This is a genomic window from Shewanella aestuarii (assembly GCF_014647215.1).
GTDB lineage: Bacteria > Pseudomonadota > Gammaproteobacteria > Enterobacterales > Shewanellaceae > Shewanella > Shewanella aestuarii.
In genome coordinates this window covers 231348-245781 of record NZ_BMOT01000007.1, presented here as the reverse complement: position 1 = coordinate 245781, position 14434 = coordinate 231348, and the positions used below count along the sequence as shown (strand labels likewise).

Sequence of the window (14434 nt, the reverse complement as noted above, 5' to 3'; positions counted from 1 at the left end):
GCATGTGTTAGGCCTGCCGCCAGCGTTCAATCTGAGCCATGATCAAACTCTTCAATTAAAGTTTTTTTGATTCCGAAGAATCGGCTCAATGAATTCTGATTGCTTTATCAACCGAAGTTAACAAAGTCTTTTTGTACATATTGCTATGAACATTCATCGTTGCATTGAGTTTAAATTTTTTGATTATCTAAAGCAGTTAAACTGTTTTGATAATTGTCGAATAACTCAATACCTGTGAATGCCCACACAGATTACTTGATAAATTGTTAAAGAGCGTGATGTTAATTTTTCAAACATCGCCGTAGGACGCTAGGTCGTTGGCTTGGGCTGCGTATTTTACAGACCCTGTTGTTTGCGTCAAGTGTTTTTTCAAACTTTCTTTTCGCGTTTGGTTTGTTGCGTTTTACCGCTGTAAACCAAGCTGACTCTGCGTTTCGCTTTCGCTCTGTGCCGTGTCAGTGGATGCGCATTATAGGCAGCTTAAGATTTTGTGCAAGCCCTTTTGTGGAAAAAGATCGTGTTTTTTCGATCTTTTTTCATCTTGTCCACTTACCTACATTTTTTACACCGCTTACCCCCAAAGTTATCCACAAATTAGCTTTGCGTTGGCAATAATCTACATATCATAGGTAAGAAAAAAGCAGCTATATAAGCTGCTTTTGAGTTCGTAATCTTGGTAGTTATAGAAGAACTAACTTATTTTACCATGACACTGTTTGTATTTTTGGCCTGAACCACAAGGGCAAGGATCATTACGACCTACTTTCTCACCTTCACGGATCACTGTTTGCGGTTTTGCTGGTGCTTCGGCATTTTCGTTGTCACTTAATGCCTGAGCTGATGCATGTTGGTAATCACGTTGGATCTTGGCTTCGTCTTCACGACGACGTTGTTCCATTTCATCAACATCTGATTGTGCTTGTACTTGCACTTTAGATAAGACACTAATGACATCATGCTTTAATGTTTCAAGCATTTGTTGGAATAACTCGAATGATTCACGCTTATATTCTTGCTTAGGGTTTTTCTGAGCATAACCACGTAAATGGATGCCTTGGCGAAGATGATCCATTGCTGCAAGATGCTCTTTCCACAAACCATCTAATGTTTGTAGCATGACCGCTTTTTCAAACTGGCGTAACACTTGCGCGCCCACCATATCTTCTTTTGCTTTAAATGCATCGGTCCAAGCTTTTACAATACGTTCACGTAATGTTTCTTCATGTAGGTCATCTTCTTTATCTAACCACTCTTGGATAGGAAGCTTTAATGAGAACTCATTTGATAAACGTTGCTCTAGTCCTGGTACATCCCATAACTCTTCTAATGATTGTGGTGGTATATAAGTATCAATGACACCAGAAATAACATCTTCTTCGATATTTTTAATTGTGTCTTCAATGCTTTCAGCATCCATTAGCTCATTTCGTTGAGAGTAAACGACTTGGCGCTGATCGTTGGCAACATCATCGTATTCAAGTAATTGCTTACGAATATCGAAGTTACGCGCTTCAACTTTACGTTGTGCGTTTTCAATAGCACGCGAAACCCATGGGTGTTCGATTGCTTCGCCTTCTTCCATACCCAACTTTTTCATCATGCCTGATACACGATCTGAAGCGAAGATACGCATTAAGCTATCTTCCATCGAGAGATAGAAACGTGAAGAACCCGCGTCACCTTGACGACCAGCACGACCACGTAATTGGTTATCGATACGACGAGATTCGTGACGTTCAGTACCTAGAATATGTAAACCGCCAGCGGCAAGCACTTCATCGTGACGGACTTGCCAATCCGCTTTAATTTTAGCTTTTTGCTCTGGAGTCGGATTATCTAGTGCTTCAATTTCCATGTTCCAGTTACCGCCTAATACGATATCTGTACCACGACCCGCCATGTTTGTTGCAATCGTCACCGCGCCTAAGCTACCGGCTTGGGCAACAATTTCTGCTTCTTTTTCATGGAACTTAGCATTTAACACGCTATGAGGTATTTTGGCTTTTTTAAGTAATCCGTTAAGTAATTCTGATTGCTCAATTGATACCGTACCGACCAACACTGGCTGACCGCGTTCGCGACAACTTTTGATATCGGCAATAATCGCATCGTATTTTTCTTTAGCGGTTAAGTAGACTAAATCCGCCATGTCATTACGAACCATAGGACGGTTAGTCGGCACAACAACGGTATCTAAACCATAAATGTGTTGGAATTCGAATGCTTCGGTATCCGCGGTGCCTGTCATACCCGCTAACTTTTCATATTGACGGAAGTAGTTCTGGAAAGTAATCGATGCCAAAGTTTGGTTTTCATTTTGAATATGAACACCTTCTTTAGCCTCAACTGCTTGGTGTAAACCTTCAGACCAACGACGTCCAGGCATAGTACGGCCTGTATGTTCATCAACAATCACTACGTCGCCATCTTGAATGATGTAATCGACATCACGTTCAAATAAGGTGTGAGCACGAAGTGCTGCATAAACGTGATGCAATAATGAAATGTTAGTCGCCGAATACAGTGAGTCGCCTTCAGCCAGCATCCCCTGCTCAGTAAGCAGTAACTCAACCTTTTCTTGACCACGTTCAGTTAAGTGAACTTGCTTACCTTTTTCATCAATGGTGAAGTCGCCTTCGCCGATGTAATCTTCAGTATCTTCTTTGTCTTGACGAATAAGGCTAGGAATTAACACATTGACTTTGGTATATAGCTCAGAGCTATCTTCAGCAGCACCCGAAATAATCAGCGGCGTACGTGCTTCATCAATTAGGATTGAGTCAACTTCATCGATAAGCGCATAGTGCAATGGGCGTTGAACACGCTCTTGCGGAGAAAATGCCATGTTGTCACGCAGATAATCGAAACCAAATTCATTATTGGTACCGTAGGTAATATCTGAGTTATAAGCTTCTTTCTTCTCAACTTGGCTTAAACCAGCAACGTTTACACCGACGGTCAGGCCTAAAAACTCAAATAAAGGACGGTTAAATTCAGCATCACGACGGGCTAAATAATCGTTTACGGTAATAACGTGTACGCCTTTACCACTAATACCATTTAAATAGGCGGGCAATGTTGCGGTTAAGGTTTTACCTTCACCGGTACGCATTTCAGCAATACGGTTACTATCAAGTACCATGCCGCCTAATAGCTGAACATCAAAATGGCGCATTTCGAATACACGCTTTGATGCTTCACGAACAACCGCAAATGCTTCAGCCATAATGCTGTCTAAGCTTTCACCTGACTCTAAGCGCTGACGAAACTCTGTGGTTTTTAGTTTTAATTCTTCATCAGACAGCTTTTCATAATCGGCTTCCAATGCATTAATTTTATCAACAACTTTGCCTAAGCCTTTCAGGGTGCGGTCGTTTCTGCTTCCAAATACTTTTGTCAGTAATTTACCTAACATCTTAGTCACTTATCTCTTGTAGGTTTGGCTCATCAGAGCGCATTAACCGTTAATATGATTAACTTGCTTTGCGGTAAACAAATTTTTGAGGATCAATTTGTTGTCCACCACGTAGCACTTCGTAATGCACATGAGGGCCGGTTGAACGACCTGTGCTTCCCATATTGGCAATTTTATCGCCTTTGGCAACGACGTCACCTACGTTTACTGACAGAGATTGATTGTGTCCATAGCGAGTGCGAAGGCCATTACCATGGTCGATTTCGACAAGCTCACCATATCCAAACATACTTCCTGACCACGTTACTACACCTGCGGCAGTTGCAATAACGGCTGCCCCTTCTCGGCCCGCAAAATCAATACCTTTATGCATTGTTCTTCGGCCATTAAAAGGGTCATTACGTAAACCATAGGGCGAAGATAACCAACCTTTATCGATTGGTCGCCCTGATATATAACGCTCTTCATCTATATGGAGATTCGTTGACACTGTTTCAAGTAGTGACAACTGAAGATTATTATTATCAATTCTTGATGCCAGCTTATCCATATCGCTAATAAGCTGACTTAATTCGATTCCCGTCCCTAATTCACTGTAACCACCAACGCCCACTTCAGTGTGAAAGTCGAACTGGTCATCGAGTAAATTGTTTTGGGCAACCTGCTGCCCAAGGGCTTCAAGTCGAGTAATTTTGGCTTGCATTTTAGCGACGTGGGTAACTAATGTGGCTAATTGCACTTCAGTTGCGTGTTTGAGCTCAATCACTTGTTGTTTTTGTTGCTCACGCAGTTGCTGGTTTTTATCGACTTTAGCTTGTTGATTAGCAAAGCGATCGGCACTGTATTGATAAATTGCAGTCCCTGTTACCATAATCATAATCGGTAAGAGAAACCATCGTTTACTGGGTTGCCAGCGTGTGACCCCATTTCGACGTTGAACAAATACTGTTACACTCATAGCCTAATTCAGCCATCTTATTATCATATGAAAAAGCCCCCTCAAGACCTCAGCAATTTATTACATTTGTCAGGAAAATTACCTGAACTCGCTGAGAAAGCAGAACTACTGAATAATCTGAATCGGTATGTGAAACAAATTATTGGTGGTCCTGCGGCAGAGCAACTTAATGTTGCTAATCTCCGCCAGGGTGTTCTTGTTATTGAAACGGCTTCCGCTGCTTGGGCTGCCAGAATCAATTTTCAAAAGCCTAAACTATTACGACAACTTCAGGCTGAAACGCTACCCATGCTCACTGCAATTGAGGTTAAAGTCAACCCAGGTTTAGCAATGATTAAGGCTAGCTCTCAAATAAATCACGCACAACTCAGTAACGAATCAGCACAACACATTGCTGCGCTAGCTGAGCATGTAGAAGGATCACTAGGTGAAAAACTAAAACGGCTGGCTGCATTGGCCAGCCGTAATAGGCAATCTAAGGATTAAGCGAGTGCGGTTGTACCTGGCACCATAAAGCTGACTGGTACATCGGCTTCTTTGTCAAAGCTCACTAATTCCCATGCATCCTGCTGGGCTAGTAAAGCTCTGACCAATTGATTATTTAACGCATGGCCGGTTTTAAAGGCTGAAAACTCACCCACTATGGCATGACCTGCTACATATAAGTCACCAAAAGCGTCGAGAATTTTATGCTTAACGAACTCGTCATCATAACGCAGACCATCAGGGTTGAGGACGCGGTATTCGTCAAGCACAACAGCATTTTCCATGCTTCCACCTAACGCAAGGTTATTAGCACGTAAATATTCAATATCACGCATAAAGCCGAAGGTTCTTGCACGGCTAATATCTTTAACAAATGCCGATGTAGAAAAATCCATTACCATATGCTGTTGGCTACGGGCGATTTCAGGGTGAGCAAAGTCAATTTTAAAATTAACTCTAAAGCCTTTAAATGGTTTTAGCTCTGCCCATTTATCTCCGTCTTCAACTCGAATAGGCTTGGTAATCTTTAGGTATTTTTTAGGTGCAGCTTGCTCTTTTATTCCTGCGCTTTGGAGCAGGAACACAAAAGGACTGGCGCTGCCATCCATAATTGGAATTTCAGGCGCATCGACTTCGATAATCGCGTTATCAATCCCTAAGCCAGCAAGTGCGGCAAATAGATGTTCAATTGTTGAAATACGAACACCAGCATCGTTTACAAGAGCCGTACACATAGTTGTTTCACGAACCAAATGCGCCTTAGCAGGTATCGACACTGCTGGCGAAAGATCGGTACGTGTCAGTACAATCCCTGTATTTACTGGTGCGGGCATAATGCACAGAGTGACTTTGTTGCCGGAGTGTAATCCGACACCAGTACTCTTCACCATTTTTTGAACAGTTCTTTGAAAAATCATTCATTTACCCGTAAATAACAATAAAAACAAAAGTTTATAAATAAAACCTAAAGCTATCATGTATAGCTGGTACGACATGCTACCATATCTTGCGTAATTCACAAAAAAAATGCGAATAAGTACAAAACAGCATCATTTCATCATCAGCTATCACAACAAGGTACTTTCATCAGATTAATACATTTTGGTATTAATCACGGCCTATCAAAACCGCTTGTTCGCGGATTTGATACTGATGCCAAATTAATCAGCTTGCTTACGTAAAAATGCCGGAATATCTAAATAATCCGCATCTGCACGTGGCGTCGTTAATGGCTGTGGTACAGCGTTACCTTTTGAGGCAACATAAGATTGCTGAATCACTGGCTCATCAACTGGCTCTGGGCGAGTTTCAATGACGACTGGCTCAGGACGTGGAGCTGGCTTCTGCACTAATTGAATATCAGGCTTTTTCTCAGCGCCAATACCCGTTGCAACTACAGTTACGCGCAGTTCTTCACTCATTTCTGGGTCAATTACAGCACCAACTACTACTGTCGCATTATCAGATGCGTAAGCTTTAACGTGATTACCCACTGTTTCAAGCTCTTCAATACTGATATCCATACCTGCTGTGATGTTCACTAATACGCCGCGCGCACCTGCTAGATCAATATCTTCAAGTAATGGACTTGCTACCGCAGCTTCAGCCGCTTCTTCTGCACGATCATCACCTGTAGCAACGCCTGTACCCATCATGGCATTACCCATTTCGGACATAACTGTTTTAACGTCAGCGAAATCGACGTTGATTAAGCCTGGGCGAGTGATTAGTTCAGCAATACCTTGAACCGCACCTAATAGCACGTTGTTGGCTGCTGCGAATGCATCAAGTAAAGACGTACCACGACCCAATACTTTTAATAGTTTTTCGTTCGGGATAGTGATCAACGAATCAACGTGTTTAGCTAATTCTGCAATACCATGTTCGGCATACACCATGCGCTTTTTGCCTTCAAATGGAAAAGGCTTGGTGACCACTGCCACTGTCAAAATACCTTCTTCACGGGCAATTTCCGCAACCACAGGTGCGGCACCAGTACCGGTTCCACCACCCATGCCAGCTGCGATAAAGATCATGTCAGATCCTTTAATCGCTGCACGAATGTTTTCACGGTCTTCTTCTGCAGCTTGACGGCCCACATCTGGATTAGCTCCAGCACCAAGACCTTTAGTCACATCGCGTCCAAGCTGAATCGTTGAACCAGCACTAGATTTACGTAATGCCTGTGCATCTGTATTTGTGACGATAAACTCAACACCTTCGATGTTGTGCTTAACCATATGCTCGACAGCGTTACCGCCACCACCACCGACACCGATGACCTTGATCACCGCTTCGTCTGAATGTGTATCCATGATCTCAAACATTGTCTGATCTCCGTTAGTCTGCGTTATTTAAAATTCACCCTTAAACCAGCTTTTCACCCGATTCAAAAAGCTAGTTACCCCTTGGCGATCAGGACGTTCAAACTGGCGTTCGATTACCCTTCTAGCCCCATAGTGAAGCAACCCTATCCCTGTTGAGTAAATTGGTTGGTCCACGTATTCATATAATCCTTTTACTGGCAGTGGCGAGGCAACTCGCACAGGCATACCGAAAGTGGCTTCGGCAATGTCAACTGCACCTGTAATGGAAGATGTTCCACCGGTTAGTACAATACCTGCAGCTATTTGATCTTCTAAACCGCTGTCTTGTAATTGTTTAAGCACTAACTCGAATAATTCTTGATACCTTGGCTCTACAACTTCCGCCAAGGTATGGCGTGACATGCTGCGCGATGGTCTTCCACCCACAGATGGCACTTCAATACTGTCTTCACGGCTTACCATTGAGCTTCTGGCACTGGCAAACTGCACTTTAATTTGTTCGGCATGGGTGAGTGGTGTACGGAATATTTTGGCAATATCGCTAGTCACTTGGTTACCTGCGACTGGCACAACTGCGCAGTGGCGTAAGGCACCATTGGTATAAACTGCAATATCCGTTGTTCCGCCACCGATGTCGACAATGCACACACCTAAATCTTTCTCATCATTGGTCAATACTGAGTCTGCTGATGCGATGCCAGAGAAAACCAAGTCATCCACTTTTAAACCGCAGCGCTCAACACTTTTGGTGATGTTTTTCGCCATATCATTTGCACATGTCACGATATGGGCTTTAGCTTCCATACGCATGCCTGACATGCCAATTGGGCTTTTGATGCCATCTTGAACATCAATAGAATATTCCTGTGGTAATACATGCAATATCCGGCGCTCTGTCGGTATTTTTACTGAGCGAGCGGTATGGATAACATTGTCCACATCTTCCTGTGTTACTTCTTCGTCGTTAATCGATACCATGCCATTTTCATTTTGGCAGGCGATGTGTTTACCCGAAATACTCAAATAAACCGACGAAACCTGACAGTCAGCCATTAACTCAGCTTGATCAAGGGCTCTTTGAACACTGCGCACGATAGAGTCGAGGTCATTCACCCCGCCCTTATCCATGCCACGAGAAGGATGATTACCTAAACCAATAACACTAATTTCACCGTCAGGTAGTACTTCACCAATAATGACGGCGACCTTAGATGTTCCGATATCTAACCCTACGATAAGGTTTCTTTCCTGATTCTTGGTCATTTGTTCTCAGTTCTCTTATTGGTATCATCCCAGCCTACTGCAAAACCCGTATCGTAACGTAAATCGACTTTCGCGACAGGTCTCTCGCTTTGTTGCAGTGTCGGGTATACATTGATAAAACGCTGTATTCGAGTCATTTTATCTTCACGCCCTAGCTCTATTTTTATGCCGTTAGCTAATTCGGCTTGCCACGCATGACGTGGACTTAAACGTAAACTGGCTAATTTAAATCCGTTAATTTTCAGTAATTCATCCAGTTGCCCATAACTGACTAACACTTCTTGTGCCATATCATCAGGTCCAGATAACATGGGTAAGTCGGTTAACTCTGGATAACCTATGGCATCAAAGACTTCACCATTAACATTAAGCCAAGCTTGACCGTTCCAGTGAGCCACGGCTTGTTGTTCTTGTATTGTCACCTTGAACTTAGCCGGCCATTCTCGTCTTACCGACGCATGATAAACCCAAGGCAATTCTTCTAGCGCACGCTGCACATCTACAACATCCGCATTAAAAAAACTACTTTGCATTAACGATTGCAACGCCATCTGGATCTCTTGATCAGAGGTAAACTTACGCTCGCCTTTCACGGCAACGGCGTCTATCGGTAGCGCATCAGCATCATTTAACAAACCATGAAGCTTTAGCCCACCCCATGTAATTGTTGCTAACACGCTGAGTAAAAACAGCAAACCAAAATACAAATACCAATCGACTTGTTTTAGCTTTTGTTTTAACTGGCGTCCTTTATTACTCCACGACACCGATAATTACTCCCGAAGATTACCATTTCTGCCCTGCAACAAACCGGTCATTATATAGCGCTTGATGCCTGTATAAAAGCACGATTTTTCAACTGCATAGCTGTACAAAAACTAGTCTGTTTTATCTTTATTTTGTGGCGCATTAAAACCCAAGTCTGTCGCGGATAAATCTCGCGATAATGCGCCAATATTACCAGCACCTTGAGTAAGTAATAAGTCTCCATCCTGAAGTACATCAGGAAGTACACCCGCTAACTGTTCGGGTCCCGAAACAAAAATAGGATCCACTTGACCTCGTACTCGAATGGAGCGACATAGGGCTCGGCCATCGGCGCCTGGAATCGGATTTTCTCCAGCGGCATACACGTCAAGCAATAATAAACAGTCAACCTGTGACAACACATCGACAAAATCTTCGTATAAATCACGTGTGCGGCTATAACGGTGCGGTTGATAGGCCATCACCAAACGCTTATCCGGCCATCCTGCGCGTGCGGCTTTAATAGTGGCAAGCACTTCACTGGGATGGTGACCATAATCATCTACTAACATGACTTTGCCATTTGGCGTTTCAAATTCACCTAAATGCTGAAAACGACGACCAATACCTTCAAACTCAGCAAGTGCTTTAACGATTGACGCATCGTCTATGTCATCTTCACTTGCTACCGCAATGGCCGCGAGTGAGTTAAGTACGTTATGCTGCCCTGGTAAATTCAATACGATATCTAAATCGGGCTTATCTTTTCTATGTGCGGTAAACCGTGATTGATGCCCTTGTTGCACAAAATCGCTGGCACGCACATCGGCATGTTCACTAAAGCCATAGGTCACTACTTGACGACCAACACGCGGCAATAGCTCTTCAATTACCGGATCGTCAACGCACATCACGGCTACACCATAAAATGGCAGGTTATGCAAAAAGTCGACAAAGGTCGTTTTAAGCACTTCAAAATCACCGCCATAGGTGTCCATATGATCTGCTTCAATATTGGTCACCACACTGACCATAGGCTGCAAGTGTAAAAAACTGGCATCGCTTTCATCAGCTTCGGCAATCAAGTAGCGACTGGTCCCTAAACGCGCATTGGTTCCGGCACTATTGAGTAAACCGCCAATCACGAAGGTAGGATCGCGCTCCGCTTCCCCATAAACACTGGCGATAAGACTGGTTGTGGTTGTTTTGCCATGGGTGCCTGCAATCGCGACCCCGTGACGGTAACGCATTAACTCAGCTAACATTTCTGCACGGCGCACAATTGGAGTACGGTTTTCCTGCGCAGCGATAATTTCTGGATTTTGCTTGTTAATTGCAGTCGATACCACAACCACATCAACGCCAACAACATTGTCTGCATGATGGCCAATAATAATCTTTGCACCTAATCGTGCTAATCGCTCAGTCACGCTATTAACCGCAATATCAGAGCCACTAATTTGGTAACCTTCATTGACTAGCACTTCCGCAATACCGCCCATGCCAGCACCACCGATGCCAACAAAATGAATGCGCTTGATCCGTCTCATTTCAGGGATCATAGTGCGAAGTTGTGCGTACTTTTCTGTCTTTGTCATGTTAACCCTTGTTCGCTACCGTGGCGCATATATCTGCTACTCGTTGAGTGGCATCTAACACTGCTACGCCGCGTGCTTTTAACCCCATTTGGAGTAAAATCTGTCTGTCACTGGCAAATAACTGCAGTTTGTCTGCAAGCAATTGTGCCGTTAATTCTGTTTGCGGCATTAAAAACCCTGCCGCTGCGTCCACAAGTACTGATGCATTTTTAGTTTGATGATCATCAACCGCATGGGGATATGGAACTAAAATACTCGGTAAACCTACCGCGGCAAGTTCTGATACCGTTAATGCTCCTGAACGACAAACCACCACATCTGCCCAACGATATGCCGCTTCCATATCATCAATAAACTCAGCAACATTGACTTTATCAAGCTGATTAAGGTGCTGATATGCCGCCTTAACTGAATCGAGATTATTTTTGCCCACCTGATGCCACACAGTTACCGAATACTGATTAGATAACTTAGCAACGGCAACGGGTAAGGTTTCATTCAGCACTTTCGCCCCAAGGCTACCGCCAACAACAAGCACTTTTAAGGCGTCCTCGTTCACGGTTTTCGCCACGCCCCCTAATGACACCAATTCTTGCCGAATAGGATTACCAACAACTTCCACATTTTTTACTGTGCTGGCAAAAGTATTGGCAAACGCACACAGCACTTTAGTCGCAATTTTTGACAATAATTTGTTGGTTAATCCTGGTATCGCATTTTGCTCGTGCAGCACCACTGGCACGCCAGATAATTTAGCCGCAACGCCACCGGGGCCACTGGCAAATCCGCCCATTCCCAATACAACATCCGGTTTAAAATCATCAATAACTGCTTTGGCCTGAATAATAGAGCGTATGACTTTAAACGGAGCTGAAAGCTTACGTAATAGACCATTGCCACGGACACCTTTGATATCAATAAACTCAATATCAAAACCATACTGTGGTACTAATCGTGCTTCCATTCGGTCTGCAGTTCCTAACCAACGAACTTGCCAGCCTTTATCTGCCAAACACTTTGCCACGGCAAGTGCCGGAAAAACATGACCACCGGTACCGCCGGCCATCACTAATAATTTTGGAGAACGGCTATAAGCCACTGCACTTGTATTTGTCATGACTTAGTCCTCCCTTGCACTGCTTGAATCAAACTGACTCGCCTTTCATGATCAATTCGGACTAACAGCATGACTGCTGCCGTCATCACCCATAAACTACTGCCACCATAACTGATAAAAGGCAGTGTCAGCCCTTTGGTTGGCAGCATACCGATACTGGCGCCTACGTTTACAACGGTCTGAAAGCAAATCCAAATACCCACGCCATAAGCCACATAACTTTCAAAAGGGCGTTGCATTTGCAAACATAAGTTACCTAATCTAATCGCACGTAGCGCAATAAAAAATAGCGTCAGTAACACACAAATAATGCCTATAAACCCGAGTTCCTCACCAATCACCGCAAAAATAAAGTCAGTATGTGCTTCTGGTAAATATGCCAACTTTTGAATACTGTTGCCTAAACCTTGTCCTAGCCAATCACCGCGACCATAGGCCATAAGAGACTGAGTTAACTGGTAGCCACTACCAAATGGGTCGTCCCATGGATCCATAAACGAGGTGACTCGGCGCATACGATAAGGTTCAAACAGAACCAACAATACGAACGTGGCCACCCCTAATAAAATCAGCACCATAAAGTCGATGATTCTCGCACCGGCTAAAAATAACAGACTCACAGTACAAACGAACAACACCACCACTGTACCTAAATCTGGCTGTAATAATATCAATACTGCGAACAGGCCATAAACACCAATCGGCTTGTAAAAACCTTTACGGTTGTCACGTAATTCACCATGGCGCCGAACCAAATATCCCGCCATGTACACAATAAAAACGAACTTCGCTATTTCAGCAACTTGTATACGAATAGGCCCGATGGATAACCAACGCCTTGCGCCGTTTACCGAAGTGCCAATAACCAGCACAGCAAACAACAAAACCAGCACACCTATCATCAACATGCCGCTGTTTTTTTCCCAATAACTGACATCCGCTTTGAGTACTGCAAAGGCAATCACCACACAGCCGATTAAGTAAAAAACATGACGGCCAATAAAATGAAATGGATTACCGGTAAGCTTCTCCGCTTCAGGCATAGAGGCTGACATGACCATTACAAAGCCAAAACACATCAAGCCAATAATGGCGACTAAAAAAGCCCTGTCGTATAACGGCATGCCAGGGGTGTTATTATCAGCTAATAATGATGGCCAAAGCCCACTCAGGCCTTGTTTGAATAAGCTTAATTGCTCATTACTGGCCATCTAACTGCTCCACGCAAAATTTAAAATCATCGCCACGGGCCATGAAGTTTTTGTACATATCTAAACTGGCACAGGCTGGAGACAGCAATACAATGTCACCAGAAAAAGCCAGTTTTGCAGCCTGTTCAACGGCTTCTTTCATAGTGCTAACGCTAATACTATCGTCTTTCAACTTCGCAATTTTATTACCATCTTTACCTAAGGTGATGACTTTTGCGACATGCTCTAATGCTGGTGTAAGCGGTGTAAAATCAGCACCTTTACCATCGCCACCCGCAATCAAAAACACCTCTCCTAAATGGGTGTTTAAGCCATGTAATGCAGCAACTGTGGCACCGACATTAGTGGCTTTTGAATCATTAATGTAAGTCACGCCATCCACTATCGCGACCAATTCACAACGATGACTTAGCCCCTTAAAACTGCTTGCTACTTCAATGGCAAATGCTTTATCGACACCACAAGCATCCACTAACGCCATAGCCGCAAGTAAATTGGCATGGTTATGGGAGCCAATAAGAGTGACATCATTTAAGTTAATGATTTCACTGTCGCCGTGGAAAATTTTACCGTCGCTTAAGCCCCATTCATCTCCTTCTGGAACACCTAAACCAAAGGTGTTTTGGTTCATAGGTTCAAGCGGAAAAGTTAATTCGTCATCGCGGTTATACATGACAAATTTACTTTGTGGATATAAGTTTAATTTTGCTTCACGATAGGTGTTGATGCTGCAGTAACGATCCATATGGTCTTCACTGATATTCAAACAGGTTGCCGCAATGCAATTCAGTGAGAAGGTCGTTTCAAGTTGAAAACTTGACAGCTCGAGCACGTAATAATCAGCATCTAATGGCAATAAATCTAAAGCAGGAATCCCAATATTGCCGCCCATAACCACTTTTAAGCCCGCCGCTTTAAGCATGTCGTGAACTAACGTAGTAACGGTTGATTTACCATTGGAACCGGTAATGCCTATAACGCACGGTTTTCTATCTGCAATCTCTCGAGCAAAAAGCTCGACATCACCAATAACTTCAATACCCATGTCACTGGCGGCTTTCACTTCTGGGGTATCAACCGCAATGCCTGGGCTGATAATAATTTGTTTGGCTTGCACTAAATAGCGGCAATCAAAACCACCAGTGATCAGTTCAATGTCTGAAAACTCTTTTGCTAGCACATCTTCACCCGGAGGATTACGACGACTATCCATTACTAAAGGTTTGATGCCTTGTGCAACTAAATAACGCACTACTGAGAGCCCAGTGGCTCCCAATCCTAACACTATGTGCGTGTAATTGGATTGCATAAT

At 43.6% G+C, this 14434-nt stretch carries 11 protein-coding genes; 1 reads left to right on the top strand and 10 read right to left on the bottom strand.

Translation table 11 applies throughout. From position 1 onward, the window contains the following. Positions 1-691: 691 nt before the first annotated feature. Positions 692-3415, bottom strand: coding sequence for a preprotein translocase subunit SecA (gene secA / locus IEY03_RS12175; protein ID WP_188842065.1), 2724 nt, complete (start codon positions 3413-3415; stop codon positions 692-694). A gap of 58 nt (positions 3416-3473) precedes the next feature. Beyond that, positions 3474-4373: a M23 family metallopeptidase gene (locus IEY03_RS12170; RefSeq protein ID WP_188842038.1), complete on the bottom strand. Its 900-nt coding sequence runs from the start codon at positions 4371-4373 to the stop codon at positions 3474-3476. A gap of 27 nt (positions 4374-4400) precedes the next feature. Between IEY03_RS12170 and IEY03_RS12165 the strand changes: the two genes are divergently transcribed. Next, positions 4401-4859 carry a DUF721 domain-containing protein gene (locus IEY03_RS12165; RefSeq protein ID WP_188842036.1) on the top strand — a complete coding sequence of 153 codons (459 nt, stop codon included), beginning with the start codon at positions 4401-4403 and terminating at the stop codon, positions 4857-4859. Here the strand turns inward: IEY03_RS12165 and lpxC are convergent. The 8 genes from lpxC to murD form a co-directional block, all read right to left on the bottom strand. Then, positions 4856-5776, bottom strand: coding sequence for a UDP-3-O-acyl-N-acetylglucosamine deacetylase (gene lpxC / locus IEY03_RS12160; protein WP_188842034.1), 921 nt, complete (start codon positions 5774-5776; stop codon positions 4856-4858). The two genes, IEY03_RS12165 and lpxC, sit on opposite strands and share 4 nt — an antisense overlap. 243 nt (positions 5777-6019) lie before the next feature. After that, positions 6020-7186: a cell division protein FtsZ gene (ftsZ, locus tag IEY03_RS12155; protein WP_188842032.1), complete on the bottom strand. Its 1167-nt coding sequence runs from the start codon at positions 7184-7186 to the stop codon at positions 6020-6022. A 27-nt stretch (positions 7187-7213) separates the two neighbouring features. Further along, complete coding sequence (gene ftsA / locus IEY03_RS12150; protein ID WP_188842030.1) at positions 7214-8449, bottom strand: cell division protein FtsA; 1236 nt, start codon at positions 8447-8449, stop codon at positions 7214-7216. Continuing rightward, the gene (locus IEY03_RS12145) at positions 8446-9216 is read right to left on the bottom strand and encodes a cell division protein FtsQ/DivIB (protein WP_188842029.1); all 771 of its coding nucleotides are present in this window, start codon (positions 9214-9216) and stop codon (positions 8446-8448) included. The genes ftsA and IEY03_RS12145 overlap by 4 nt, the downstream gene beginning before the upstream one ends. Positions 9217-9327: 111 nt before the next feature. Beyond that, positions 9328-10794 carry a UDP-N-acetylmuramate--L-alanine ligase gene (murC, locus tag IEY03_RS12140; RefSeq protein WP_188842027.1) on the bottom strand — a complete coding sequence of 489 codons (1467 nt, stop codon included), beginning with the start codon at positions 10792-10794 and terminating at the stop codon, positions 9328-9330. 1 nt (position 10795) lies between these two features. Beyond that, on the bottom strand, positions 10796-11911 hold the full coding sequence (gene murG, locus IEY03_RS12135; protein ID WP_188842025.1) for an undecaprenyldiphospho-muramoylpentapeptide beta-N-acetylglucosaminyltransferase: 1116 nt from the start codon (positions 11909-11911) through the stop codon (positions 10796-10798). After that, positions 11908-13122: a cell division protein FtsW gene (gene ftsW / locus IEY03_RS12130; RefSeq protein ID WP_188842023.1), complete on the bottom strand. Its 1215-nt coding sequence runs from the start codon at positions 13120-13122 to the stop codon at positions 11908-11910. Before ftsW ends, murG begins: the two co-directional genes overlap by 4 nt. Further along, positions 13112-14431 carry a UDP-N-acetylmuramoyl-L-alanine--D-glutamate ligase gene (gene murD, locus IEY03_RS12125; protein ID WP_188842021.1) on the bottom strand — a complete coding sequence of 440 codons (1320 nt, stop codon included), beginning with the start codon at positions 14429-14431 and terminating at the stop codon, positions 13112-13114. The genes ftsW and murD overlap by 11 nt, the downstream gene beginning before the upstream one ends. Between the last annotated feature and the right edge of the window lie 3 nt (positions 14432-14434).